The 25,084-nt window shown below is 69.1% G+C and carries 25 protein-coding genes, 1 rRNA gene and 3 pseudogenes; 17 read left to right on the plus strand and 12 right to left on the minus strand.

Features of this window, described 5'->3' with window-relative positions; translation table 11 throughout:
• The 4 genes from rrf to ABD369_RS37290 all read left to right on the plus strand — a co-directional run.
• Positions 1-80, plus strand: a 5S ribosomal RNA gene (rrf, locus tag ABD369_RS37270); the annotation flags it as partial.
• A gap of 618 nt (positions 81-698) precedes the next feature.
• On the plus strand, positions 699-1,073 hold the full coding sequence (locus tag ABD369_RS37280) for a hypothetical protein (RefSeq protein ID WP_344641088.1): 375 nt from the start codon (positions 699-701) through the stop codon (positions 1,071-1,073).
• 75 nt (positions 1,074-1,148) lie between these two features.
• Positions 1,149-1,469: a helicase associated domain-containing protein gene (locus tag ABD369_RS37285; protein WP_344641089.1), complete on the plus strand. Its 321-nt coding sequence runs from the start codon at positions 1,149-1,151 to the stop codon at positions 1,467-1,469.
• A 156-nt stretch (positions 1,470-1,625) separates the two neighbouring features.
• Complete coding sequence (locus ABD369_RS37290) at positions 1,626-2,048, plus strand: DUF3052 domain-containing protein (RefSeq protein WP_344641090.1); 423 nt, start codon at positions 1,626-1,628, stop codon at positions 2,046-2,048.
• Positions 2,049-2,516: 468 nt separating this feature from the next.
• Here ABD369_RS37290 and ABD369_RS37295 read toward each other — a convergent pair whose 3' ends face one another.
• Together ABD369_RS37295 and ABD369_RS37300 are read right to left on the minus strand one after the other, a co-directional pair.
• A complete protein-coding gene (locus ABD369_RS37295; RefSeq protein ID WP_344641091.1) occupies positions 2,517-2,798 on the minus strand; it encodes a peptidylprolyl isomerase in 282 nt (93 codons plus the stop codon).
• A 674-nt stretch (positions 2,799-3,472) separates the two neighbouring features.
• Positions 3,473-4,924, minus strand: coding sequence for an amidase (locus ABD369_RS37300; RefSeq protein ID WP_344641092.1), 1,452 nt, complete (start codon positions 4,922-4,924; stop codon positions 3,473-3,475).
• A gap of 78 nt (positions 4,925-5,002) precedes the next feature.
• Between ABD369_RS37300 and ABD369_RS37305 the strand changes: the two genes are divergently transcribed.
• Together ABD369_RS37305 and ABD369_RS37310 are read left to right on the plus strand one after the other, a co-directional pair.
• The gene (locus tag ABD369_RS37305; protein ID WP_344641112.1) at positions 5,003-5,278 is read left to right on the plus strand and encodes a hypothetical protein; all 276 of its coding nucleotides are present in this window, start codon (positions 5,003-5,005) and stop codon (positions 5,276-5,278) included.
• Positions 5,279-5,477: 199 nt separating this feature from the next.
• Positions 5,478-5,732: a hypothetical protein gene (locus tag ABD369_RS37310; protein ID WP_344641093.1), complete on the plus strand. Its 255-nt coding sequence runs from the start codon at positions 5,478-5,480 to the stop codon at positions 5,730-5,732.
• A gap of 317 nt (positions 5,733-6,049) precedes the next feature.
• Here the strand turns inward: ABD369_RS37310 and ABD369_RS37315 are convergent, their stop codons facing one another.
• Positions 6,050-6,922, minus strand: a complete 873-nt coding sequence (locus ABD369_RS37315) for an LPXTG cell wall anchor domain-containing protein (protein ID WP_344641094.1) — start codon at positions 6,920-6,922, stop codon at positions 6,050-6,052.
• 369 nt (positions 6,923-7,291) lie between these two features.
• On the opposite strand from ABD369_RS37315, the gene ABD369_RS37320 reads away from it, so the two are divergent.
• The 3 genes from ABD369_RS37320 (at position 7,292) to ABD369_RS37330 (ending at position 9,986) form a co-directional block, all read left to right on the plus strand.
• Positions 7,292-7,486 (plus strand): hypothetical protein, encoded by a 195-nt coding sequence (locus ABD369_RS37320; RefSeq protein WP_344641095.1) that lies wholly within the window; start codon positions 7,292-7,294, stop codon positions 7,484-7,486.
• Between the two features lie 821 nt (positions 7,487-8,307).
• A complete protein-coding gene (locus ABD369_RS37325) occupies positions 8,308-8,805 on the plus strand; it encodes a hypothetical protein (protein WP_344641096.1) in 498 nt (165 codons plus the stop codon).
• Positions 8,806-8,831: 26 nt separating this feature from the next.
• Positions 8,832-9,986, plus strand: coding sequence for an alpha/beta hydrolase family protein (locus tag ABD369_RS37330; RefSeq protein ID WP_344641097.1), 1,155 nt, complete (start codon positions 8,832-8,834; stop codon positions 9,984-9,986).
• A gap of 196 nt (positions 9,987-10,182) precedes the next feature.
• Here ABD369_RS37330 and ABD369_RS37335 read toward each other — a convergent pair whose 3' ends face one another.
• Positions 10,183-10,410 carry a hypothetical protein gene (locus tag ABD369_RS37335; RefSeq protein WP_344641098.1) on the minus strand — a complete coding sequence of 76 codons (228 nt, stop codon included), beginning with the start codon at positions 10,408-10,410 and terminating at the stop codon, positions 10,183-10,185.
• A gap of 451 nt (positions 10,411-10,861) precedes the next feature.
• A pseudogene (locus ABD369_RS37340) lies at positions 10,862-11,074 on the minus strand (nucleotidyl transferase AbiEii/AbiGii toxin family protein); the annotation flags it as partial.
• A 537-nt stretch (positions 11,075-11,611) separates the two neighbouring features.
• Here ABD369_RS37340 and ABD369_RS37345 point away from each other — a divergent pair.
• Both ABD369_RS37345 and ABD369_RS37350 read left to right on the plus strand, forming a co-directional pair.
• A complete protein-coding gene (locus ABD369_RS37345) occupies positions 11,612-12,040 on the plus strand; it encodes a hypothetical protein (RefSeq protein ID WP_344641099.1) in 429 nt (142 codons plus the stop codon).
• 67 nt (positions 12,041-12,107) lie between these two features.
• Positions 12,108-13,694 carry a Na+/H+ antiporter gene (locus tag ABD369_RS37350; protein WP_344641100.1) on the plus strand — a complete coding sequence of 529 codons (1,587 nt, stop codon included), beginning with the start codon at positions 12,108-12,110 and terminating at the stop codon, positions 13,692-13,694.
• Between the two features lie 357 nt (positions 13,695-14,051).
• Here the strand turns inward: ABD369_RS37350 and ABD369_RS37355 are convergent, their stop codons facing one another.
• Entirely contained in the window at positions 14,052-14,177 is a 126-nt protein-coding gene (locus ABD369_RS37355) for a hypothetical protein (RefSeq protein ID WP_344641101.1), read from the minus strand.
• Positions 14,178-14,304: 127 nt separating this feature from the next.
• On the opposite strand from ABD369_RS37355, the gene ABD369_RS37360 reads away from it, so the two are divergent.
• The 3 genes from ABD369_RS37360 (at position 14,305) to ABD369_RS37370 (ending at position 16,007) form a co-directional block, all read left to right on the plus strand.
• Positions 14,305-15,150, plus strand: a complete 846-nt coding sequence (locus tag ABD369_RS37360; protein ID WP_344641102.1) for an SDR family oxidoreductase — start codon at positions 14,305-14,307, stop codon at positions 15,148-15,150.
• 311 nt (positions 15,151-15,461) lie between these two features.
• Positions 15,462-15,818, plus strand: coding sequence for a PRC-barrel domain-containing protein (locus ABD369_RS37365; protein ID WP_344641103.1), 357 nt, complete (start codon positions 15,462-15,464; stop codon positions 15,816-15,818).
• Positions 15,819-15,833: 15 nt separating this feature from the next.
• Entirely contained in the window at positions 15,834-16,007 is a 174-nt protein-coding gene (locus ABD369_RS37370; RefSeq protein WP_344641104.1) for a hypothetical protein, read from the plus strand.
• Between the two features lie 377 nt (positions 16,008-16,384).
• On the opposite strand, the gene ABD369_RS37375 is transcribed toward ABD369_RS37370, so the two are convergent.
• A complete protein-coding gene (locus ABD369_RS37375) occupies positions 16,385-17,419 on the minus strand; it encodes a Gfo/Idh/MocA family protein (RefSeq protein ID WP_344641105.1) in 1,035 nt (344 codons plus the stop codon).
• A 525-nt stretch (positions 17,420-17,944) separates the two neighbouring features.
• Positions 17,945-19,194, minus strand: a pseudogene (locus ABD369_RS37380) (IS256 family transposase).
• A gap of 420 nt (positions 19,195-19,614) precedes the next feature.
• Between ABD369_RS37380 and ABD369_RS37385 the strand changes: the two are divergent.
• Positions 19,615-20,337 (plus strand): dienelactone hydrolase family protein, encoded by a 723-nt coding sequence (locus ABD369_RS37385; RefSeq protein WP_344641106.1) that lies wholly within the window; start codon positions 19,615-19,617, stop codon positions 20,335-20,337.
• A 28-nt stretch (positions 20,338-20,365) separates the two neighbouring features.
• Here the strand turns inward: ABD369_RS37385 and ABD369_RS37390 are convergent, their stop codons facing one another.
• Positions 20,366-20,551, minus strand: coding sequence for a hypothetical protein (locus ABD369_RS37390; protein ID WP_344641107.1), 186 nt, complete (start codon positions 20,549-20,551; stop codon positions 20,366-20,368).
• 172 nt (positions 20,552-20,723) lie between these two features.
• The gene (locus ABD369_RS37395; RefSeq protein WP_344641108.1) at positions 20,724-21,533 is read right to left on the minus strand and encodes a phosphotransferase enzyme family protein; all 810 of its coding nucleotides are present in this window, start codon (positions 21,531-21,533) and stop codon (positions 20,724-20,726) included.
• A 616-nt stretch (positions 21,534-22,149) separates the two neighbouring features.
• Between ABD369_RS37395 and ABD369_RS37400 the strand changes: the two genes are divergently transcribed.
• Positions 22,150-22,377 carry a hypothetical protein gene (locus tag ABD369_RS37400; protein WP_344641109.1) on the plus strand — a complete coding sequence of 76 codons (228 nt, stop codon included), beginning with the start codon at positions 22,150-22,152 and terminating at the stop codon, positions 22,375-22,377.
• Here the strand turns inward: ABD369_RS37400 and ABD369_RS37405 are convergent.
• Positions 22,374-23,153: an NAD(P)H-dependent oxidoreductase gene (locus ABD369_RS37405; protein WP_344641110.1), complete on the minus strand. Its 780-nt coding sequence runs from the start codon at positions 23,151-23,153 to the stop codon at positions 22,374-22,376. The two genes, ABD369_RS37400 and ABD369_RS37405, sit on opposite strands and share 4 nt — an antisense overlap.
• A 138-nt stretch (positions 23,154-23,291) precedes the next feature.
• On the opposite strand from ABD369_RS37405, the gene ABD369_RS37410 reads away from it, so the two are divergent.
• Positions 23,292-24,140 (plus strand): helix-turn-helix transcriptional regulator, encoded by an 849-nt coding sequence (locus ABD369_RS37410; RefSeq protein WP_344641111.1) that lies wholly within the window; start codon positions 23,292-23,294, stop codon positions 24,138-24,140.
• A gap of 213 nt (positions 24,141-24,353) precedes the next feature.
• Here the strand turns inward: ABD369_RS37410 and ABD369_RS37415 are convergent.
• Positions 24,354-24,767, minus strand: a pseudogene (locus ABD369_RS37415) (Ku protein); the annotation flags it as partial.
• Between the last annotated feature and the right edge of the window lie 317 nt (positions 24,768-25,084).

Below are 25,084 nucleotides of genomic sequence, written 5' to 3' on the forward strand. Positions count from 1 at the left end.
TTCCGAACCCGGAAGCTAAGCCTCACAGCGCCGATGGTACTGCAGGGGGGACCCTGTGGGAGAGTAGGACGCCGCCGAACAAATTTTGATGACAGAATGCCCCCTCCCGGAAACGGGAGGGGGCATTCTGCGTTGCCCGTGTTGAAATTTTGGTGCCATAGTGCTGTGCAGATTCCGATACACGGACCAGGGCTTCGCGGATTGGTACCCCGCTGATGGGCGTCGCGGCTTGTCGCCGGCGCGACCGGCGCTGGTATCGGTGCTGCAGTACGCGGAGAACCTCACCGACCGGCAGGCTGCCGCTGTTCGGCTTGGCCTCGCCTTCGCGGCGGCCTTCTCGCCGGTGTCGACCACGGCCTGCTCGTCGCTGCCGTCGGTGCGCTGCTGCGGCGGCGTTCCTTGTCCTGGGCGTGCCGGCGGGCCTCGTCAGCGGCCTCGGTCTCGATCCGGGCGTGGGCGGCCTGCAGCCTGCTTCATGACCCGGCAACCTCCACTGGCACGGCCTCACGGGCCACTTCCCGGAGGCCGATCTGCGTCGCCACCATGGCCGGGAGCTCCTGAGCCCCACCGGGCTCGGCACCACGGCCGCGCGAATCCCGCTGCCGACGACCTAAGTCGGGAGGGAAAAACGCTCTCCCTACCGGGGAAGGTCGCCTTTCCCCATGCTCCGGCTCGCCCTACATCCGGCCGAACGATCGATGAGCGGTCAGCAGCAGCACGGTCAGGAACACCCGCCAAACCGCCACCGTGGCGTAGTTGATGCCGACGCCGAGATCGAAGCGTCCTCCTTCCGCACCATCTGGCGGGTCCCGCACGCCCTGGCGGCGCACGACGCCCGAGCGGTCGGCCGGATCACCGAGCCGTGCACCGGCCGCTCCCAGGGCACCCAGCACACCACCACGACCAAGGCTTCCGAACGCGAGAGCACCAAGACTGGCGAGGGCGAGCAGCCCTCGGTGCCGGAGCCGTCGATCGAGTGGCTGCGGATGCACGCCATCGCGGCGGTGTGCTTCACCGGGCACGGCCACCTCGACCCAACCGACAAGACCAAGCACGCTGAGCTGATCTCCTGACTCGCCCGCCAGCGCCACCTGGGTGGCCAGGGCCTGCTCGACCCCGCCCGCGTCTCGGAGCTGGACACGCTCGGCATGATCTGGTCGAAGAACGCAGGCGCCTGGGAGCGCGGCCACGCATACGCGAAGGCCTTCTACCAGCAGCACGGGCACCTCGCGATCCCCGCCACGGCGAAGCTGGACGACTACGCGGCCGGGCGGCGGATGCGCCGCCAGCGCGAGGCCGAGAACCTCACCAACGACCAGGCCGCAAAGCTCGACGCGCTGGACGAGCTGTGGCGGATGGATCCGAACTGGAGTCGCCCCTACCGCGAGTGCTGGTCTCCCATCTCACTCCGGTTGTCGCTGTCTCAGGCCTCGTTGTCGGATCTGCTGGTGAGCGACAACGTCATATGAGGCTGCCTGTCAGCCTTCCGCCAGTTCGGTCTGACGGTCACCGTGCAGGGCGAGATTGGTCGAGAGGTGGCGAGTTGTCACCAGGGGCGTCGGACGGGCCTGCTTGGCTACCGGCGGAGATGCGCGGCAGGCGCATCCGTCCCGAAGGAGACCATCGTGTCGACAACAGCAGATCACGCGGAGGAGCGGACCAATCCGGCCGGCCGGCTCGGGTTCGAGCCCGGCCAAGTCGTTCAGGAGATCGGATACGACGACGACGTCGACCAAGACCTGCGCGAGGGCATCGAGTCGCTCATCGGTCAGGACCTGGTCGACGAGGACTATGACGACGTCGCCGACGTTGTGCTGCTCTGGCACCGCGACGAGGACGGCGACCTCACCGACGCGTTGGTCGACGCGATCGGACTCCTCGAAGACGGCGGCACGATCTGGCTCCTCATTCCGAAGGACGGACGGGACGGCTACGTCGAGCCGAGCGACATCAACGATGCCGCTCAGACGGCCGGCCTCTCCCCGGCCAAGAGCGTAAGCGTCGGCAAGGACTGGAGCGGCACCAGATTGAAGAGTGGCAAGAGGTAGCGTCAACGCCCCTGACCCGCCACAAGAAGCTCGGCAGTGGGGTGATGACGTCCATCGCTCTCTTCGACCTTGAATACAGATCAGCGGCAACCATGCCTGAGATCGGCGGCACACACGCCTGAGTGGCAACGGGATGTGAGCTTAAGCTGAGCCCCAGCCCAGTCGCCCTGTCTCACATCCCGTTGCATCAGCCCAGTTCACAAGCCATGCTGTCGGCGTTCGCCCGTCAGGTGTACGCCGACATATGCCATCGTTAAAGATCAAATGTCGTGTGCCTGAAGTGAGTCGATCGGCGGTGCGGAAGTCGGACCTGCCGAGGTGCACGATGGTGCGCCGGGTGGATGGCCTGCCCGCACCCGGGCGGCGCAGGCAGGCCGAACATCAGCGGCTGACGGAACCCATCAGCCGGGCGGGAGGGAGAAGAGCACCGGGCGTCGCCAGCAGACCCGCTGCAAAGGGACCGTCACGTCAGTCCTGGCGGCTGGTCACCTCAATGAGGTGGTAACCGAACTGGGTCTTCACCGGCCCCTGGAGCACACCGACCGGGGCCGAGAAGACGACCGTGTCGAACTCGCGAACCATCTGCCCCGGACCGAACGAACCCAGGTCGCCGCCCTGGCTGCGGGAGGGACATGTGGAGTTCGCCTTTGCGACCTCGGCGAAATCAGCCCCAGCCTCGATCTGCGCCTTCAGCTCATTCGCCTTGTCTTCAGAGCCGACCAGAATGTGACGCGCAGTAGCCTGAGCCATCAGTTACATCCTTTCGAGTGCATATCAACGTCGCCGGGAAGCTGCCCCGAGGAACCTCCCAAGGGGCAGCGATCACGGCCCAACCTGTCGCCGCACCCTGCGCCTCCCACGGGCGCGGCGCCTCATGCGACGACAACCACCATCGAATCGTCTCACGCGCTACCGCTAAGGCTGACTTCTGGGTGGTCGGCACCCGCGAGCACCTGTGCCGCCACCAGGGGCAGTGGAGCGCCGCAGCCCCGTCGTCTCCTGACCGCTACGTCTACGGCTCGCTCTCGTCCTTGCCAGGCCGTCGCGCCCCCGAGCCCTGGCGAGTCGGCCGGCGTTGGTGCGGAAGTCGGGCATGCCGAGGTGGACGCTGGTGTGCCGGGGCGGCGAGGCCCGGTCGGTGGGTTGCACGGTCGACGGGCTTGCCGGTGCCGGACAGGCCTGTCCCGGCTCCAGCGGAGCGGTCTCGGGTGCCGCATTCGTGATGCTGGTTGCTGCTTGTGTGGCGATAAGGCCGGGGCATCTGTATCGACTTCACTCTGGCGTGTTGTGTCAGCATGGTCCGACGACCTTCTGTCGTGTTGCGGGAGGCGGGTGACATTCGCGTTCCGGCAGCGACTGCGCGCATTCGGAGGATCTCGTCGTGATCCGCACCTCGCCGTCGACGGACACCCAGGTAGTACGCCCTACTTCGGTGCCTGGAAGCCGCCGATCTTCTGCTCGAGCAGTTCAGCCAGCCGCAGCGGGGTGCGGTCCTCGAACATCGGACCGATGACCTGCACTCCCACCGGCAGACCCTCGGGGGACCGGCCCGCTGGTATGGCGGTGGCTGGTAGGCCGGGCATGGTGGCCAGACCGGCCCAGACTAGCTGGTCGAAGTACGGGTACTCGACGCCGTCGATGTCGATCCGGCGTTCCAGCGGATTGGGGTTGTGGTCGTGCGGGAACGCGGGAGTCGGCGTGATCGGACACACCACGGCATCGAACTCGGCGAAGAGCTGCCGCCAGCCGTGGCGGTGGAGCTCACGACGGCTGTTCGCCTCGATCCAGTCGCGGTGGCTCAACACCATCCCGCGCAGCAGCGCCGCATCGAGACTCTGGTCGTCCGCGCTCAGTCCGGCGGCGCGGGTCCGCAGCTGCTCGTAGGAGTCGACGGGAAAACGTGCGACAGAGCCCGAAAACATCAACTGCCTGTAAAGCATCGCGGCTTCGGTCAGATCGGGCAGCAGCGGACTGTGCCGTTCGACGCGGGCGCCGCCGTCGACAAGCGCGTCGGCCACCCGGTTCACGCCCGCCCGCACAGCGGACCCGGTCGCAATGAGCGGATGCTCGTCAAGGACCAAGACCCGGAAGTCGCCGAGCCGCTCGTGGCGCGCGGGCGGCAGCGTCACGTCGTACGCCTTGCCGAGCGTCAGCGGGTCCGGTCCGGCCATGACGTCGAGCAGGAGCGTGAGGTCGCGGGCAGTGCGCGCCATCGGACCGACGACGGCGAGGTCGAGGTCGACCGGCAATGGCGGTGCCGGCGGCGCGACCATGCCGCGGGTTGCCGCCAGTCCGAGTGTCGGCTTGTGCGCATAGATGCCGCAGAAATGCGCGGGGGTGCGCAGCGAACCGGCGAGGTCGGAGCCGATCGACAACGCGCCGAACCCGGACGCCAGGGCCGCCGCTGATCCGCCCGAGGACCCACCCGACGTGCGACCGTGATCCCACGGATTGTTAGTGGTGCCGTAGATCTCGTTGAAGCTCTGGATATCTTGCAGCCCCAAGGGCACATTGGTCTTACCCAGCACCACCGCGCCCGCGGCCTTGAGCCGCGACACCTGTACCGCGTCCTCGGCCGGCATGTAGTCCCGGTGTTGCGGCATGCCCCAGGTCGTGGGCAGCCCGGCGATGTTGTAGGACTCTTTGACCGTCACCGGAATGCCGAGCAGCGGCCGGTCCTCGCCGCGGGCGCGCGCCTGATCGGCACCGCGCGCGGCGGCCCGTGCACGGTCGAAGTCCGGCACACAGATCGCGTTGATCGCCTTGTCGTCCCGCTCGATACGGGCGATCGCCTCGTCGGTCAGTTCCGCCGAGGTCACTTCACCGGCGCGCAGGGCAGCCGCGAGTTCTTCGGCCGTCTGAAAGTTCCACTCCATGAATCGGACCGTACCGACCTCTGGAATGGGCCACAAAATACCGCTTCGCGCAACGGGATGGATGGCTCAATACTCGTCATGTTCCTCCCCGGCCAAGACAATTCGCCGACCGCTCGCGATGGCGACGACCTGCTGGAGTTGCTGGTCGCTACGAAGCTGCTGGTCGCCACGGAGCTGCTGGCCCGCGCGGAGTGGGACACGGCGAAGGAGACCGTCAAGCATTGGCGCATCCTCCGACACGCCCGCTGCAGCCCCAACTGGCACACGTCAGCTGCCAAGGCGGTCCTCACCGTGGAGAGGCAACGCCGGAAATACTCAGTGATCAGCGCGAGCTCGGCGGACGTCGATCGCTAGGGGCTACTGCTGCGTGGCGTCGACGTCGTGTGAAAGGACCCGGACCGGCGAGGTGTGGAGTTGCCCCGGCCTGACAGACACCGATGGGCTTGCGAGCTATTCGGCTGCGTAGAGCACTCCATGTGGTGTCTTCGTGGTGTGACGACGTTCGAACTCGGCTGGGCCGAGTTGGCCGTTCGCCGAATGGCGGCGTCGGGGGTTGTGGAAGCCTTCGATCGGCGCCCTTTCCGCCGCCCGCTGGAAAGATCAGGACGAGTACGACCACGGCCGTCGCCTCGGCTTCATCACCGACGACGACCACCAGGCCGAGCGGGAAGTCACCCGCCGCCTCGATACGGCCACACTGCGCCAGGTGACCCACTGGCTTGAGCGCACCCGCGCCGCGGCACTCGCGCTGCGCGGCACCGGACAGATCCCGCCCCCCAGGCTGGCGGCGCGCCGTGGCCGGATCTGAGGCCGGTGCAGCCAGCCCGCGCCCGCCGTACGGAAAGAGGCCGGCTCACCTTGCGGTGGTGCCGGCCTTTTTGCTGCCGTCCGGCGGGCGCCTGCTCGGCCGGCCGTCGGACGGACGGGAAGCAGCTCAACCGCGCGGAGTACCTCCGCCACCTGGCTCAGCGGCGCGGGTAGTCGAGGCCACGGTCGGCCTTCGGTACTGCCGGCCCCAGCGCGCCGCCGAAGTCCGGGTATCGCAGGGAGAGCCTGCTCGCAGGCGGACGCCCGCAGCCCGGTGGCCGGGTGGCCAAGGGCTGCGGGCGTCCGCCGGACGGTGTGTCAGCGGCGGGCGGCGCGGCGGCGGCTGAAGACCACTGCGCCGGCGCCGAGGGCGAGCAGGGCGACGCCGCCGACGGCGGTCGCGATCATCTGTCCGCCGTCGCTACCGGTGCTGGCCAGGACAGGGGCGGGCTTGTCCGAGACCGGCTTGACCGAGGGCGTGCCGACCGGCTCGGAAGCGGAGGGGGCCGGTGCCGATGGCGCCGAGCTCGGGTGGCCCGTCCGGGTCGGAGTACTTGGCGAGTGCGATGGCTTGGGGGAGGCGGACGGCGGAACCGAGGCGCTGGGCGACGGCGAGCCGGCTGGGTGGCTCGGCGGCACCGGGTTCGGGCTCACCGGTGCGGACGGGCTGCTTGAGGGGGTCGGCTGGCAGGCGGAGCCGCCGTTCCACGCGGTGATCAGGTTGCGCGGGACGACGGTGTCGGGGAAGTGCGGTGCCGGGTTGCTGACACCGTCGAACTTCTGGTCGCCGGCGTACAGGTCGATCTGGCCGAAGCACTTCGGCAGATGCGCGCTGACGTCCAGGGTGGCCTGGGGGCGGTCGTGGTTGAGCGTGGTGGTGGCCCAGCCGAGGAAGGTCTGGGTGCCCGAGGTCCCCCAGTCCGGACCCTCGGTGCTGTAGGAGGCCAGTGAGACCTTGTAGTCGCAGCCCGGCGAGGTCTCGCCGACGAGGCGGACCTGGATGGTGCCGTGCGGCTCGGACATCCGGCCGCCGTTGATCCAGTGGCTGCCGCCGTCGACCGAGTACTGCACGGCGACCTCGCCGCAGTCGTGCATGACGGCGTGTGCGGTTCCGGCGGTGAGGACCGGGGCGCCCACGGCTATGCCGAGGGCCGCCAGAGCCGGAAGAGTCCGGCGCAGGGGGTGGTGCACTTTCGGTAACTCCCTGACGATAGGTACAAAGTGGTTGGGGGGTCACTGCTCAGCTGTCCGGTACATGCGACTCGGCCGGATCTGAGTCTGTGTGAGGAGGGTCACGGTACACGACGTGCCCGATCCACCGACTACCGGGCCCACGGCCCTACGTGACAGAACGTCAGTCGCAAAGTGGCCGCTCGCCTTCCTCGGCTCGAAAAGGCGGGCCGAGGGGTGAACCGACGGGAGGAGCGGCTTTCCACTCCTGCTGGCGACGGCACTGAAGCGCTTGAAACGACGACTACGAATGTGAACACTAGTGCGTGCCAGAGCAAGATCCTTGTCTGGCCCCGAACCCGTCTTCTGAGTAGCGGAAGAGGTACACCCATGTCTCGCACCCGTATTGCAGCAGTTCTGGCTGCCTTCGCGGCAACCGTCGTCGTGTCGGTCGGCGCTGCCACGGCCCCCGTAAAGCCGGTGACCATGGCCGATACGAGCTGGGGCGACGTAGCCGCACCGACCGGATCGGCAGCGGCGCCGACCGGTCATGCGGTTGCCCTCGTCGACGACATGTCCTGGTGATCAGCTGACGGCGACCGCTCACCCGAACACCGCGCCCGGATGCGCTGCAGCCGGGCGCCCATCGGACCCGAGTCGCACAACCGGGCCATCACCGGCGGGGCGCACTCCGAGGCAGGCCCGGACCCATAAGCCGCCCCCGCTGACCTGCGGTCCGTCAGAACCGGCCGACGGCTCGCGCGTTGCGGGCCAGGGCGTAGCGGCGGCAGGCGAGCAGCTGCTCGGCGACGTAGCCAGGCACAGCCTCCGGAGCGAGCAGCCCGGCTCGCGCCGGACGGTCAGCTGCTGCCGCGCCAGGTCGTGCCCCCGGGCGGCCATTGCCCGCCACGCGTCGACCGGATATCCGCCCGGGCCCGGCGCGGCCTCCGGCTCGGCGGTGGGCGCGTCCGGCCGCTCGCGCAGATCGGCGACGGCCGCCGCGACTTCGGTCTGCCCGCCTGGGACCTGGTGGTGGTGGACGAGGCGCACCGAACCACCAGATCGGACGGCAAGCCGTGGGCGGGCCGTCCGCGACGACGACCAGGTGCCCGCCGCCCGGCGCTGGTACTTCACCGCCACCCCGCGGTCGACGGGACCCGAGTCCCGCACGAGGTCGTCGACGTCGCCGAAGGCACCATGATCTGCTCGATGGACGACGAACGGATCTACGGCCCCACCGTCTACCGCTGGTCGCTCGGGCAGGGCACCGAGCACGGCTACCTCGCTGACTACCGCGTCCTCGTACCGCTGGTCACGGACGAGGACCTGTGCGAACTGCTCGACCTGCCCGCCGTCGCCGGCCTCAAGGCGCAGCGCTCCAACGAGGACCTGTTCCGCCGCGCGCGTTGCAGATCGCGGTGTTGCGCGCGGTCGCCGACCTCGGCCTGCGCCGGGTCATCACCTTCCATTCCCGGATCGGCTCCGCCCGCGCGTTCGCCACCGACCCGCTGGAGGCCGCCGAGTTACTGAAGGACGAGGACCGGCCGGAGCGGCTGTGGGCCCGGGCCGTGGCCGGCACGGACCGGCTCGAGGACCGCCGCGCAGCGTTCAAGGACTTTGCCGCTGGGCCCGCAGGAGACGTCGAACAAGGCGCTGCGCCCGGCCTCCGCCACGTCACCTACGGCCCTTTCAGCCTCCCGCTCGACCTCCTGAACATCCCTCGCCGGCTCGTCTACAAGATCACCGAAGCTTTGAAACGCCCCCGGCATCAGTCTGGGGAGGTAAACCTGCGGGCCAATGCGGGCGGCGGGCAGATCACTCGGTGGACTGATGCTCTCCGCCCACGCCGCGTGACACCGTTCCGGGCATGGACACCACGCCGTTCGCAAGCCGAGATGCACTGACGCGCCGTCGCATTCTGGGTACCGCAATGGCCTTGGGCGCCGCGGCCCCGCTCGGCCTGGCCTCCACCTCCCGGGCGGCCTCCGCGGCCGCCCCCGGGAGGCTCACCCTGCCCGAGCCCACCGGCCCACACCCCGTCGGCATGGTCGCCCTGCACCTGCTCGACACCTCCCGGCCGGACCCGGCGGCCGGGGCGGGCCACTACCGCGAGTTGATGGCGAGCGTCTGGTACCCCGCCCGGGACGTCGACGACTACCCGCTCGCCCCCTGGATGGCCGAAGGCGCCATGCGCGCCTTCCTCGACGACGTCGGCTTCCCGCTCCCTCCGTCCCTCGCCCTGCTCACGTCGGGCCACCTGGGCGCGCCCGTCCACCGGTGCGGCCACCGCCTGCCCGTCGTCGTCTACTCACACGGCTCGGGCAGCCACCGGGCCGACCACACGATCATGGTCCAGGAACTCGCCAGCCACGGCTACGTCGTGGTCACCGTCGACCACACCTACGACGGCTTCACCGAGTTCCCCGACGGCCGCGTCGTCCCCCAGATCAGGGACTCCACGCACCCGACGCTGTCCCCGATGGACTATGCCACCGACGCACGCTTCGTGCTCGACTGCGTCCAGGACCTCGCCGCCGGACGCAACCCCGACGTCGACAACCTCGCGCTCCCCGACGGCCTGCTCGGCACCCTCGACCCGCTCGACATCGGCATGTTCGGCTGGTCGAAGGGAGGCAGGGCCACCGCCTGTGTCATGCTGGCCGATCAGCGGGTGCGGGCCGGGCTGAGCCTGGACGGACCGATGCAGCCCGGACCGATGCCCACGATCACCACCGACCTCGACCGGCCGTTCATGATGATGACCGCCAGGTTCACCCGCGCCCAGGACCCGAACGTGGCCGTGTTCTGGTCCCATCTGAAGGGCTGGCGGCTCAACGTCCAGGCCGACGGCGCAACCCACCAGTCCTACGGCGACACCCAGGTGCTAATGCCACAGCTGGCGAAGCTGGTCGGCATGAGCGACCAGCAGCTGAAGAACTGGATCGGCACCCTCGATCCCGCCCGCGCGGTGAAGATCCAGCAGGCATACCCGCTCGCCTTCTTCGACCAGCACCTGTGCCACCACCGGGGCCACCTGCTCGACGGGCCGTCGCGGGCCTTCCCCGAAGTGCACTACCTGCCGTAATGGCAGCGGACGGACCGCGGCGCCACGGGGGTGCGCCGCGGTCCGTGCGGGATCTCGGCGTAGGTCGCTGGACCGTCTGGAACGGGGCGGGGCCCGAGGGTCGCGGGCGGCCTGCAGGGGGCGGTTGGCGGGGCCTGGGCGGTCTTTTCGCTGCTCGGTGTGCGGCCGGCGGTCGTGTGTGGGTGGTGTCGGTGTTCTACGTGGGTCGGATGGCGTGGTCGCAGTGTGGGCAGATGCGGCTGCTCAGTTCGGGTGGCGACCAGTGTTGGCCGGGTTTGCTTGGCTGCCACGCGTTTCTGACCATATCGGCGGTGTCGAGGCCGCAGGCGGTGACCGGGCCGGGGGCGCTCGGCATGTCGGGATCGGACGCGGCCGCGTGCACCACCACGTGGGCCGAGCCAGGGTTCTCCAGGACGACGATCATGCTCACCCTCCCAGCTTCGGCGCACCGCGGCCGGGCCGCACCCGCTCGTGCGGCCGACTGGCCGGAAGCGTGACCTGTTGTGCCTGCGTGGCGGGTCGGTGGTTCGCCGGTTGGTTGTGTGCGGGCTGGGTGAGAGCCCTGCATGGGCCGGATGCGGGCACCGCTGGTTACCGGGTTGAGTACGCGCCAGGCGCCCTCGAGCGGCCCGCATGGCCGACCCTTTTGCCAATCCGCGGTGCTGTGCCCGTCTGCGGGTGACGCCGTAGGCGCCACCTCCAACCCCGCACGCAGGGGCCGCAGGGCCCCGGCAACCTCTGGCGTGACCGCTACGAGCGGTGTTGCGAGGAGCTGGGTCCAACGTGTCCCGGTGCCGCCGGATTCCGTCCGAGTCCACCCCGCGCAGGTCCTCCCCGGCGCGGCCGGCGAAGGTGCGCGGGTTTGCCAGCTCCCAGTCGGCGGGGGTGACGACGAAGTCGAGGTCGCCGGGCTCGCGGGCGGCCTTGCCGTACCAGGCGGTGAGCAGCACCGAGCCGCGCAGCACCAGGTGGTCGGTCCAAGGCGAGGCGGCGACAGCGGCGAGCACGGTGTCCAGCGCCTTGCGGCGTGCGCCGTACCAGCGGGCGCCGACGGCCGGGTCGTCGAATGCGGAGCCGCCGGCGCGCATCGCTTTCACGTAGCCGCGCAGCGACGGGTCGAATACTGCACGCTGCACGGTCCGTTCGTCGGCCACCGGGTAGAGCGAGCGGGGGAGGTCGAGGTTCGCGCGCTCCTCGTCGGTCGGTCGGCGGGCCGGCACGCGCAGGGCGGCGACCCACGGCCCGTACGTAGCCCAGGGTGTTCCAGTTGTTGGTCATCGGTGCGGCCTTTTGTCGAGCCAGCCGGCGTCGAGCTCCTCGGCGGTGTCGACCACCGCGAGCCCGTTCGACGGACTGTATGTGGTGGCCGGACAGGTCGTGCAGCAGGAGGGCGAGGCGGTGGCCGGCGGTGGCCGATCCGACCAGGCGGCAGCGCTGGGTGATGAAGGTTCCGCACGTGCCAGCGGTCAGATGTCCCCTGGCCCTGGGATCGCGAACAGCGCCGGGTTGGAATACGGACCCTTCACCAGTCGAGCAGCAGGCGATGATCGACGCCGCACCCGAAGCCTTCGCGTTCTTCACGGGCCAGGCGCCCGGGTGCCGGATCGACTCTTCCGAGTGGAGCCATGCCGCCTTTTCGCCTCCCGATCGAGGTCGCGCTCGCCAAGCCCATCGAGCAGCTGCCCGCCAGCACCGAAGGCAGCCTCGCAGAACCGAAAGCCGACGGTGGCGCGCCATCGTGGCATTCACCTCAGGCCGCGCGGTTCTCGGTGCGTTCGACCAGTTGGCCGTTCTCGAAGCGGGCACCCGTGCGGGACCAGGTGGGCGCCGGTGATCGCACGCCAGCGGGTCCGGCCGGACTCGACGAGCTCAGCAGGGTGGTGAAGATCGTGCTGAAGGCGATGACCGCGTCGATCGGGCCGCCCGTGTCCGTATGGACCACCGCTCGGGTTGGCGTGCCTGCGGCGGGCTTCTTCTCCCCCGCGTCCGGCTGGAGCCGGCCGCGCGAGGTGGTGTGGGCCCCGGCTCCCGTAGCGGTGGGCTGGCGTCCGTAATCCGGTTACGTTGATAGAGCACCTGGTCAGAGGGGGGTAACAAACCGTAACCCACTGGGGACGCTGCATGACTGGCCTGACCGTCATCCTGCTGCTCGTGGTCCTGGCCACGGCTGTGGCGACCGGTGCCCGGCGCTGGAGCTTGCCCGCTCCCTCGCTCCTCGTCATTGCCGGTCTGGTCGTCGGGCTCATGCCCTGGGTTCCCGAGGTCCGCCTGCCGCCTCACGTGATCAGCGTGCTGGTGCTGCCGCCACTGCTCTACGCCGCGGCCGGGGAAATGTCTGTCCGCGACCTGCGCAGCGTGTGGCGGCCTGTGACCGGCCTGGTCTTCGGTCTGGTCCTGGCCTCGGCCGTCGTCGTCGGGTACGTCGCCCGAGCGATCACTCCACTCACCACCGCGACCGCGTTGATCCTTGGCGCCGTCCTGGCCAGCACCGACCCCGTGGCCGTTACCGCACTCGGCCGGCGCCTGTCCCTCCCACCGCGCGTGCAGGCCATGGTGCAGGCGGAAAGCCTGTTCAACGACGCCACGTCGCTGGTTCTGTACAAGGTCGCCGTGGCGACCGCGGTTTCCGGCAGCGCCATCACCGTGTCCGGGACCGTCGAGCAGTTCCTGATCCTCGCGGGCGGAGGAGCCCTCATCGGCGCGGCGGTCGCCGCAGTGGTGACCCTCATCCGCAGACGGACCGAGGACCCCGTGCTGGAGACCGTCATCGCACTGGTCACTCCGTACGCCTCGTACGTCATCGCGGAGGACTTGCACGCCTCCGGCGTGACGGCCGTCATCGTGTCCGGGGTGGTCCTCGGCAGTACGGGCCACAAGGTCAGCAATGCCCCCGTCCGTCTCCAGATCCACGCCGTCTACGACACCGTGACTTTCCTGCTGGAGAGCGCCGTCTTCGCCCTCATCGGTCTCGAGCTCCCCTCCGCCGTCCGTCACCTCACGCACGACGAGCACGGCTGGCCGCTGTGGGTGCCGGTGATCGCCTTCACCGTGCTGGCGATCCGTCTGCTGTGGATCTTCCCGCTGTCCGCCCTGATCCAGTACCGGCAGAAGGAGGGCGACAGTCGCCTCTCCTGGCGCGTTCCGGCCGTCCTGTCCTGGGCGGGCACCCGAGGCGTCATGCCGCTGGCCGCCGCGCTCTCCATCCCCCTGGTCACCCACACAGGGGCGCCGCTGCCGCACCGGGCGCTCATCCTCACGCTCACCACCGGGACCATCGCGCTCACCGTTGTTTTCCAGGGGTTCACCCTCGCTCCTGTCGTCCGCCGCTCGGGCATCGCTCTGGAACCGGAGCACACCGCCCGCGAGGAGGCCCGGACCCGCCGACACATTGCCCACACCGCTCTCGAAGAGCTCAAACAGCTCGGCGATCTGGATGAGCTCGCCGAACTGGGCGCCGCCGCTGAGACTGCCTTGAAACAGGCGCGTCGCCATCTGGAGGCGCGCATCCACCAAGCGGAAGATGCCCACTACAGCGACCCGGACGCCCGTCCCGCCGACGCCTACCGCGAGATACGCCGGACACTCATCGGCATTGAGGCGGCCGAGCTCCAGCGCCTCTACGAAGCAAACATGATCAGCAACGCCACCCGGCGCCGGATCCAGCGCGAACTCGACCTCGAGGAAGCCAGTCTCCGTGCCCGTGACTGACGGGTCTGTACGGTCTTCTTCGGTGTAACCCGGTTGGGTTGAGTCAGCGGGGACGACGGAGAAGCGGCCGTCGAAAGCGATCTCGAAGGCGTTGAGTGCGGCTTCCCAGCGGGTCAAGGCTGGAGCCGGACTGGGGCCGCTCCTACCGGCGCCTGCTCGCCTACCTCGCGGCCGGCGGAATCCTCGTCGGCCCCGCAATCGCACCGGCGGCGAGGCGGACCCCGCGTTCCGGCCTGGCACGTGGCTGCGCAAGCAGGACGAGGCCTGCGCAGACGGGAAGCTGACCGAGCAGCAGACTGCGCTCCTGGACGCGCTCCACGGGCACATGGCCGAGACCGTCACCGGCTGACCCCGACCTTACGCCCCGCCGTCCCGGCCGCCCGGCGGCGGACCGTTCTCGGAGAACGCGCGCACGGCCGCTTCGGGGATGCGCTCCCGGTTGCGGCGGGCATCAGCACGCAACGGGCTCGGCTGGGTGGTCAAGGCTGCTCCCTCCGTCAGGGGATCGGTCTGCTTGGACAACCGGGGAGCTCCCCGGTTATTGTGGCAGTCAACCGGGGAGCTCCCCGGTTATTGGCCGACGCCAGTACGCTTGAGAAGGAGAATTCTCATGACTTCCCCGAAGACCGTCTTGATCACCGGCACGTCCTCCGGCATCGGCCTGGCCACCGCCATCGGCGCCGCCCGGGCCGGCTGGATGACCATCGCCACCATGCGCGACATGGGCAAGGCCGATGCGCTGTTGAAGGCGGCCGCCGAGAACGGCGTCGGTGACCGCATCCAGGTCAAGCGCCTGGACGTGGTCGACCCCGGGAGCATCGCCGCCTGCCTGGACGAGGTGATCGCCGAGCACGGCCGCCTCGACGCCCTGGTCAACAACGCAGGCGCCGCCCAGGTCGGCACCATCGAGCTGATGAGCGTCGACGAGGTCCGGGCCGCCATGGAGGTCAACTTCTTCGGTGTGGTGGCCACCACCCGCGCCGCCCTGCCGTACCTGCGCGCCACCCAGGGCCGCGTGATCACCGTCACCAGTGTCGGCGGCGTCGTCGGCCAACCCTTCAACGAGGCGTACTGCGCGGCCAAGTTCGCCGTCGAGGGCTTCATGGAGTCGCTCGCCCCCGTCGCCGCCACCGTCGGCGTCGACGTCGCCGTGGTCGAACCGGGCGCGGTCGCGAGCGAGTTCGTCGCCAACCTCGGCCTGGACGTCCCTGCTCTGCTCGCCGCGGCCGGGCCCTACGCCCCGGCCCTTGAGGCGTACGTCGCCCGCACCCGGCAGTCCTTCGGTAACGCCCAGACCCCGGCCGAGGCCGCCACCCCGATCATCGAGGCCCTGACCAGCGACCGCCCGGCCTTCCGCATCCAGACCTCCGAGTGGGCCCGCGACTTCGTCGCCACCACGCTCGCCGACCTCGACGGCTCCGCCGTCCAGACCCTCACCGGCACCTGGGTCCGCTGAACGACTCCGCAAGGGGTCTCCGCTGGTCCCGCGGTGTTATGGCTCGGTGTTGAGGTACTCGAAGCCTCAGGCACCGCAGGTGTACCCCCATGGGGCGTCAGCCAGCTCTGCTCCTGGCCTCCTGGAGCTGGTCGACGGTGGCCGGGGAGTGTGGGAGGCAACGACGGCCGCCGCGTTCACGGCCGCCGGGAACGACGTCGTCCGAGACGGGGGCGGCCGTCATGCTGCAAGTTCTCCGACTTCGCGGCGCCGGCTGCGGCGCTGTCCAGCCATGATGGATCCTGAGAGCCGTTTGAGACGGGAGGCTGCGAATGATTCAGATCGCCGACATCCGGGAGTGGCGCGAGCACGCTGTCGTCGACCAGAACGGCAAGAAGATCGGAACTCTCGAGTCCGTGTATGTCGACACGGCCACCGATGATCCCGCGTTCGCCACCGTCATGGTCGGGTTGCCGACCCGCCACCGCCTGGTCTTCGTCCCATTGGCCGGTGCCACTGTGGGTCCCGGCTATGTTCGGGTCGCCCATTCCAAGGCGTTGGTGAAGGATGCCCCCTGGATCGGCATCGATGGTGTCCTGCCGGCCGAGGAGGAGCCCTCGGTGTTCGCCCACTACCGGCTCGACTACGTGCCCGGTGCGGGTGGCGAACGCCGCCTCGCCCGGCGCTGACGTGTGAGGAGGGCTGTGTCCACGGTGTGGATTCTGGTTCTGCTCCTGGCGGCCGTGGTCCTCGGTTTCATTGGTGCTCTTGCCAAAGGCCTGTTCTACCTGCTGGTCGTTGCCGTGGTCGTCTTCGTCGCGGCTCTTGTGCTGGCTGGTGCGCGTGTCCGTCGAACCGGCCGCCGGCCCACTCGTTGACCCCGATGGGATGCACCGGGGTCACGGGGGTTTGCTCGGCGTTGCCGCTGCCACCAGGTGGCGGCTGCCGTTCAACCTCGCAGTAGCCGAGAAGGGGAGAGGCACAGTGGCCACGCCGGTGGTGGGGCGACCTGCCCGCCCACCTGGTCACCAAGAGCCAGCCCGCCGACTTCGACCTGCCCGTGCCCTTGCGCCACCGACCACACCGCCATGGAGCGGCAGCCGGGCTGCTCAGGTTGTCTGGGTGCGCTGGGGTTCGTAGGTCCGGGCCGGCGGCCTCATTGAGCACTGTAGGACTGGTCGCGAGCCGGCAATCGCAGATCGGCGGGCGGTCAACCGGTTTGGCTAGCCGCCTGTGCTGTAGGGCTTGCTCGCTTTCACGGGCTTTGGTCCGCGAGTGTGACCTTCCGGCCGGTTCGTGCCGCCTCTCGGATCTGTTCCAGCATGCGGTGCCGACGGACGGCGTGCCGGAAGTCGGGGACGCCGTCCGTGCCCGGTGCGAGGGTTCCGGTGATCTGGTCGCGGAGAAGCGCATACTCGTGGGCGACGTTGTAGGTGGGCTCGGCGGATCGTTCGGTCCAGTGCGTCAGCGACCGCTGATAGCGGGCGGGGACCGGAAGTTCGGCCAAGCCGCTGTCGTCGCCTCGGGCGCCGTACAGGCGTAGCCGCCCCATCCACCACAGGCCGTGGTCGGCCTTCACGACGAGATCGCCCTGGGTGCCGTTGATCTCCCAGTGGAAGCTGGTGGCGCGGGATGTGCCGCCGCGGAAGTGCATCGCGACCACGGCCCCCGAGTCGAGCAGACCGGTCACGGCGATCTGGTCCTCGGTACTCTTGGCCGCGACCGCCCCGCTCGTCACGTGGGTGACCTCGGGACGCGGGTTCTCGATGCGAGCCGATACTTCGCGGAACTCGCCGAGCACCATGGTCAGCGCATCGACCGAGTGTCCGAAGGGGATCGACAGAAGTGTGGCACCGCTCGTGACGTCCAGCACGTACGCGTGGTCGTCGTCGTAGGTGGCGCCCCAGGGCCGGCCCGACCCGAGCATGCTGGTCGACAGCACGCGCCCCGCGTAGCCCTCGGCGACCAGGTCGCGCAGATACCGAAGCGGCGGAGCCGACCGGGCCTGCAGGCCGACGGCCGTCAGCAGCCCGCCGAGGTGCGCGCGGTCGGCCAGCTCCTCAGCCTGCGCGAGGTCGGCGCCGAGCGGCCACTCGCTGAACACCATTTTTCCCGCTTCGAGCGCAGGCCGGATGAGTTCCAGGCGCTGGGGGACCCGCACCGTCACGACCACGAGGTCGACTTCCTCACTGCGGGCCAGCTCCTCCGCGTTGCTGAAGGCCAGCGGTACCGCGTACTTCTCGCCGGCCGCGCGCGCCGATTCGGCGCTGCTGGCGCTGAGGGCCCGCAACGGAAGTGGGCGAGCATGCCGGGCGCGTCGAAGTGCTGGGCACGCACGACTCGTTGGCTGGCGGCCATCCGGACCGGCACGGCCGAGCGGGGATCGGCGGCCAGGGCCTGGGATCTCCGCTGGGCTGCCTCCAGGGCCAGGGCATTGGTCGGGTCGGCTGCGACCTCGCTGCCACGAATGGTGGCGACGACCTTGCGCGGGTCGACGGTCGCGACCGCCGTATGCGCTGCCAGGGGGACGAGCGGGGCCAAGGTGAGCATCTGGAAGTCATCCGGCAGCGCCGAGAGCAGGAAGTCTTCGGCTCGTCGTATTTGCGCGAACCCTGTCGGGGCCGGGGTCACGAACCGGTCGGTGCGATAGCGCCGCATCACCTCGGCCGGGGTGAGCCGATCGGCGCGGCGTCGGAAGACTTCCAGGAGCAGTGTGGTCAGATCCGTCCCGGTCAGCCCCTTGGCCAGCAGGTCCAGCAGTTCCGGTCCGCCTGCCTTAGCCAGAACTCGGTGCAACGCAGGACCGGCCGAGTATTTATGCCGCCGCTCGGTCAGGCTCCATCAGGGCTCCGCGCTCGAAGCGGGCTCCAGCGCGGACGAGCGGGGCGAGGTGGGCGCCGTTGACGGCCCGCCAACGGGCCTGGGCCGACTCGACGAGCTTGAACACATCGCCAGGCCGGCGGCGCGAGAGCCGGCGCCCTTGGTGACTTTCGTGTGGAGCCGGACGGTGGCGAAGGTCGACTCGATCGGGTTGGTGGTCCGCAGATGGACCCAGTGCTCCGCCGGGTAGTCGTAGAACTCCCGCAGCACGTCCTGGTCGTCGGTGATCTTCTTGACGGCCTTGGGAAACCTCGCCCCGTAGAGCTTGGCAAAGGTCTGGACGGCCTGTTCGGCGTGCTCGCGGTCCTCGGCGTTGTAGATGTCCTGGATCGCCTTCTTCGCCGCCGGTTGGGCCGACTTCGGCATGGCGTCCAGGGCATTGGCCGTTTTGTGGACCCAGCATCTTTGTTCGCGCGTGTCGGGGAAGACCTCGCGCAGGGCCTTCCAGAACCCGAGCGCCCCGTCGCCGACCGCCAGCACAGGCGCGCGCATACCCCGTCTCACGCAGTCCCGCAGCAGCGAGGCCCACGACTCGGCCGACTCCCGGTAGCCGTCCGCCATCGCGACCAGTTCCTTGGTGCCATCCGTGCGGACCCCGATCACGACCAGGACGGCGGCCTTGGCTTCGTCCAGGCGTATGCGCAGGTGGATGCCATCGACCCAGACATAGACGTAGTCGGTGCCGGACAGGTCACGATCCTGGAAGGCGGCATGGTCGGCCTGCCACTGGGTGGTCAGCCGGGTGACCGTAGCCGGAGAGAGCCCGGCCGAGCTGCCGAGGAACTGCTCCATCGCCGGGACGAAGTCCCCGGAGGACAGGCCGTGCAGGTAGAGCAGCGGCAGCACCTCCGCGATCTTCGGGGACTTGCGGCACCACGGCGGCAGGATCCCTGAGGAGAACCGCTTGCGCTCGCCGGTGGCCTCGTCAACGCGCTTGTCATTCACCCGCGGGGCCTTGACCTCGATCACGCCGGCGGCAGTGGTGACCTTCCGGGGCTGGTGGTAGCCGTTGCGGACCACCCGGCGCCGTCCCGTCTCGTCCTTCTCGTGGGTCAGCTCGGCGATGTAGGAGTTGACTTCGGCCTCCAGCGCGGCGGCCAGCATCCTCCTCGCGCCTTCGCGGACGATCTCGTCCAGCAGGGAGCCGTCCCGCGTGGTGCCGTCCTCGTTGACTACGGTGAGCACAGGGCGTGCCTTCCTGGCCGACGCTGCAACGTCGGCCTACTCGATGACCATCACAGGATCATTCGGGAAGGTACGCCCTCTGCGTTCCTCCCAGAGTCGATCCACAGGTCTTGAGCATTGCTCTCTGTCAAGTTAGCGTGTTGAGAGTTGAACTCTTCTCTGCACTTGTCAAGCGAGCGGCTGTGAATCCGTTGGATCTTGCTGCCTGAGCGTGACCGCCTTCGCGGCGAGCAGCGGAGTCTCCGCAAAAACCTGTTGGCGGACCACCACGACCACTGCTAGGTTTGCGGAGCCGTGCGAGAGAACGAGGAGGTGGTACCCGTGAACGCAGTATCGACATGGGTGCTCTCCTCCGTGGTCACGGTCGGACGATAGGTCGTCCGGGAGCGCCGTCTCTGAGCACTCCCGAAAGGCACGACCATGCGATTCACTTCTGAACAGCGCCTCGACGACGGCGTCCTCGAACGCGAATTCACCCTCGGCGAGATCCCCGGTGTCCTGTGGACGCCTGGATCCGCACCGGCCCCGCTGATCCTGATGGGCCACAACGGTGGCTTGCACAAGCGGGAATCCCGGCTGGTGGCCCGGGCCCGGCACTCCGCGGCGGAGTACGGCTACGCGGTGGCCGCCATCGACCACCCCGGGCACGGTGACCGGCCCCGTTCCGCCGTCGACGAGCAGGCTCGCGCCGACCTCCGCCGGGCGATGGCGGCCGGAGAGCCGGTCGACGAGATCTTCGAGTCCTTCATCGTCCCGCTGGTCGAAAAGGCGGTCCCGGAATGGCGGACCACTCTGGACGCCCTCCTTTCGCTGCCGGAGATCGGCGGCCCGGTCGGGTACTCGGGGATGACCGCCATCGGCATTCGGCTGGCGGTGGTCGAGCCGCGCATCTCGGCCGCCGGTTTCTTCGCCGGGGGTTTCGTGCCCCGCGCCCTGCGCGAGGAGGCCCGGCAGGTCACCATTCCGCTGCTGTTCCTGCTGCAGTGGGACGACGAAGGGAACGACCGGCAGCTGGCCCTGGACCTGTTCGACGCCTTCGGCACCAAGGAGAAGACGCTGCACGCCAATCTGGGCGGGCATGCCGGCACCCCGTGGTTCGAGGTGGACGACGGGGACCGGTTCTTCGCCCGGCACCTGAAGTGAGGCCGGGCTGTCAGGCCAGCAGCAGACGCTAGGCGGTGTCGGCCAGGCTGCAGCTCATCGAGGAAAGGTCTCGGCCCTCCTCGATGGTGGTGGCCAGCAGATGCACGACCGCCCCGATCGCGGTGGTACCGGCCATCGGCGGTACCAGCCGGTCGGGGCGGCGCGTCTCCAGATCGACGTCGGTGAAGGTCCCGTGGGTGTTGGTGTTGAACACACTGGACGACTCGATCTCGACGTCATCGGCCTGGGTGCGGATCAGGTGGCGTCCGCGGGAGCCATTCGGTCCGTGTTCTGGGTCGGGGCAGCAACCCGCCCGCATGCCGAGCACTACTGGCAGGAGGGGGTTATTCCTACCGTGCACTATTCCTGCCCCGCCGACCTGGAGTTCACTGCTGTGGGGCGGTCCGGCTCAGCGCCTCCGTGAAGGCTGTTGCGTGGCGGGCGATGTGTGCCGCGTCGGTGAGATAGAGGGAGTCGTGTCCGGCGGCGATGTGCTCGGCGAACGCGGCGGTGCCAGCGTCTGCTTGCTTATGCATGTAGCGGACCAGGTGTTCCAAGCGGTCCCGGGCCGTGTCGGCCAGCGCTGCGCGATCGTTGTCGTCAAGCTGGTAGGCGTCTGCGAGGAGTCGAAGTCGGCGGGACTGTTCCTCAATGGGCAGGGTGAAGTCGCCGTTGCCCGGATCGGTCAGCGGCACGAACCGGTAGGCGGCGTAGGCGAGGTCCCAGATACGAGGACCGGGGTGGGCGGTGTCGAAGTCGATGAACGCGACCGGCCTCCCGTCGTGGAAAACGCAGTTGTAGGGAGCGACGTCGCCGTGGCAGATCACCTCGGCCGGCTCGCGGCTGGGCAAGTACCAACTGGCGTCCGCCGCAGGGGTGAAGCTGACGGTGGCGTCGTGGTAATGCCGCAACATCACAGCCACGGCCTGCAAGGTCGCGTCTGATCGCACATAGTCCGGCAGCGGGTAGTTGGCGACATGACCGGGGAGGAAATCGAGGATTTCCCGGCCGTCGGCATCGAAGCCGTGAGCTCGTGGGGCACCGGCGAACCCCGCCTCCTTCAGGTGATCAAGCAGAGCGTGGACCGTGTGGGTCCACGGCCCCACGGGTCGTCGAACAGTCGAGCCGACCCGCACGACATGGTTGACGCCGCCTCCGGCCAGCACTTCTTCGTTCATCCGCTTGGGCTCTGTCATGGTGACTCCTTCCGGTTCCGCCCGGGTCGACTGTCATCGTCGACCCGGGCTGCGAGGTACTCAGCCCAGTCCGCCGGGCGTAGGTGACCCAGCGGATGGCGGTGTGGCGGTGCATGCCGGTCAGGGCGGCGAGGATGGGGCTGGGGAGGTCGGCGGCGAGGGCGGAGTTGCGGGCCGCCCGCACCCCCCGTGTCGGTTGAGCTTCTGCGTCATGGCGGAGTCGCGATGGGCTTTCCTGGGACCAAGCCCGGGAAAGCAGTCGGGGGCCTGGGGTGGCGTGGGCAAAACAGAGCTCGTGAGTCGGGCAGAGGATCTTCCACCAGCTGTTGCAGCAGCCCAGCCAGTCGTGGGGGCAGTAGGACGGGCTGTCGGCCGAGCATCAGGTGGGCGTGCTTGTCGCCGAGTTGCAGGTGGTCCGGTGTCAGATTGCAGAGCCTCTCTCAGAAGTCCAGTCGTTTGCAACAACTCATGAGACATGATCGCCGCAGGTGGGCCAGCGGGCGGCCGGGTGTTTCACGAGCCACCATCTATGAAACAACACCCGGCCGACCGTCAGTGACTATCGATGAGTGGAGAATCACTCTCAGGTACTTGCCGCTTCGCGGCAGCTTCGGGCGTGCAGGGCCTCCTTGACGGCGACGCACTCTGGCTGGCGATCATCGCGGCCCTTGACGCGGCCATCGGTCTCGTCTACTACACATGCCGTGCCGCCGTCCTCTCCGACGGCAGGCACAGCGCGTCGGAGGAACCCGCCGTTACACCCTGCCTGGTGGCGCTCACCCGCACCGCCGCCACGGCCCTCGGGTTCGCGCCCCAGCTCGTCCTGTCCATCGTCGGCGGTTAGCCGCGCACGTGCAGCCCGAAACCCGTGCGGCCCGCGGGCTCCAGCCCCTCCTTCAGGTGCAGCGAGGGGATCTCGTAGTCGCCGAAGTTCTGCCGCCGGAACGCGATCGGCTCGGTGGACTCCAGGGTGAGCAGGCGCTGCTCCCAGGCCTTGGCGACGTCCGGGTAGTCCTCGCCGGTCATCCGGTCGGTGCCGTACAGCACGAAGGGCGGCAGCACCTCGATGCCCGGGTAGTAGAGGATGCCGTGCTGGAACGGGAACAGCAGGTCGTCGATGGGGCCGTTGATCCCGCGAGCGGCGTAGTGCGACTCCGGGCCGCCGGCGGTTACCGACAGCAGAGCCCTCCTGCCCGCGAGGGTGCCTTCGCCGAAGCGCTCACCGTACTTGGTGTCGTTGTGCTCGCCGACGCCGTACGCGAAGCGGTAGGTGAACACCCGGTCCACCCAGCCCTTGAGGATCGCGGGCATCGTGTACCACCACAGCGGGAACTGGAAGATGATCGTGTCGGCCCAGAGCAGCTTCTCCTGCTCGGCGAGGACGTCCGGGGTGAGCGTCCCGGCATCGAAGGCCCGGCCCGAGTCCAGGGCGACCTTCAGCGGACTTGAGGCCTCGGGGCCGTAGTCCGCGGCGTCCACGACCGCCTTCCAGTTCATCGCGTACAGATCGCTCACCCGTACCTCGTGTCCGGCGGTCTCCAATGTGGACACCGCGAGGTCCTTCAGCGAGCTGTTGAGTGACTTCGGCTCTGGGTGGGCGTAGACAATCAGCGTCTTCATGGGAACTCCTTCGGATCGGGTGCCTTCGATTCTGGGTGCCGCGGCGCCCGGCGTTCAGGGCCGCCTCTTCCATCGGACGGGACTTCCTGGTAACGGCAGGACCACCTTCACGGGCGCAGCCGAGGCCATACTGGGGGCATGGACGATCTTGCGGGCTTCCTTCGGACGAGGCGTTCCCGGGTCGACCCGGCGGTCGTTGGCATCCCCACCGACAGCCGCCGCCGGGTCGAAGGGTTGCGCCGCGAAGAGGTCGCGCACCTGTCCGGAGTCAGCGTCGACTACTACATACGCCTGGAGCAGGGCCGCGCGACCCAGCCCTCCGAGCAGGTCCTCGACGCGCTCGCCCGCGTCCTCGACCTCGACGAAACGGAACGCGGGCACCTCTACCGCCTCGCCCGGCAGCGCCGCCGCCGCGCGAAGACGCCGGGCGGCCGGGTCCGGCCGGAGCTGCTGCGCGTCCTCGACCTGGTTGCCGACGCACCCGCGCTGATCATGGACCACCGCCTGGACGTACTCGCCGGGAACCGGCTCGCGGGGCTCCTCTTCGGTCGGCCGATGCCGGGCCTGAACACCGCCCGGCACATCTTTCTTGAGGAAGCCGAGCGCGGTCTTTACACGGACTGGGAGAAATGCACCCTCGACGTGGTCGGGCACCTGCGCCTGGCCGTCGGCAAATACCCCGAGGACCCCCGCCTGGCCTCGCTCATCGGCGAGCTGGCGATGGGTAGCGAGCGCTTCCGCCGCCTCTGGGCCCGCGCGGACGTGCGCGCCCGCACACATGGACGCAAGGCGTACCGGCACCCGCTGGTCGGACTGCTGGAACTGCACCAGGAGAACTTCGCGCTACCGGACGAATCGGGCATGGAGCTGCTGGTGCTGTCCGCGGCCCCCGACAGCCCTGCCGAGGACGGGCTGCGCCTGCTCGCGGGCCTGGGCGGGGACAGTGGTGACGGGCATCCCAGAGTGAACGCCCTGGTCCGCGAGTAACTCTACGACGCCCACCCACCGCCGGGATCGCCTCAACACATTGACGACCTTCCTGTCCCCGGTCTGCCTTGCGGCTGGTGGCACGGCCGAGTTCTTCGAGGGCCTGGTAGGTGGGGTGCCTGGGGCCGCCGCGGGTGAAGCGCCGCAGCACCTGCTCGGCCTCTGCACGGCCAGACTCTCCTTCGTCCTCAGCGCCACGCGGGCGATGCCGACCTGGCCGGCATCGAGCATGGCCCGGCGCAGTAACGCGTACGGGCGCTCCCCGGCCGGCATCGACGGTGCCAGGTAGTAGGCGCGGTCGTAGGCGATCGGATCCACCCGGTCCGCGTCCAGGAAGCCGAGGACGCGGATCTCCCGGGTGGTGGCGAGCGGCAGGTCGGCGAGGTCATCCCGCGTGAGTACCACGGTGCGCCCGTCCGGGGCCTCGTAGCCGCGCGCGATGTCTTCGTAGGGGATCTCGGCCCCGTCCAGCTCGCATACGCGTTTGTTCCGGATCCGGCCGCCGTCCGCGGTGTGGACCAGGTGGAGCGGTACCTCGTGCCGGCCGGGACCGGTCGCGGCCATCACGGTCACCGGGATCGACACCAGGCTGAAGGTGATCGAGAGCTTCGCGATCGCGTTCGACATCGCCAGCCTCCAGGTCCGGTCCCCCGTCGCGTCCCACCCCTGTTCGATGCCTACCCAGCCGGACCTGCGGTGACCGGGCCTTCAGGAGACCCGTGGGACCTGCGCCGATGGCCGGATCGGCAGATGAGTAAAACTTGAATGGGAACAATCGTTCGAATTACGGTGGAGGGGTGACCAGCGCCGTTCCGTTCTCCCGCCCCCGCCGGCCAGCCCCGGCACCGGGGGATGCGGAGCGTGCCCCGCGCGAGCTGATGACGCTGCCGGGCATGTCCCGGGACGTACGGGACTGGAAACTCGTGTGGATCCGCATCGCAGGT

It is taken from the genome of Kitasatospora cystarginea (assembly GCF_039533515.1).
Taxonomy (GTDB): Bacteria; Actinomycetota; Actinomycetes; order Streptomycetales; family Streptomycetaceae; genus Kitasatospora; species Kitasatospora cystarginea.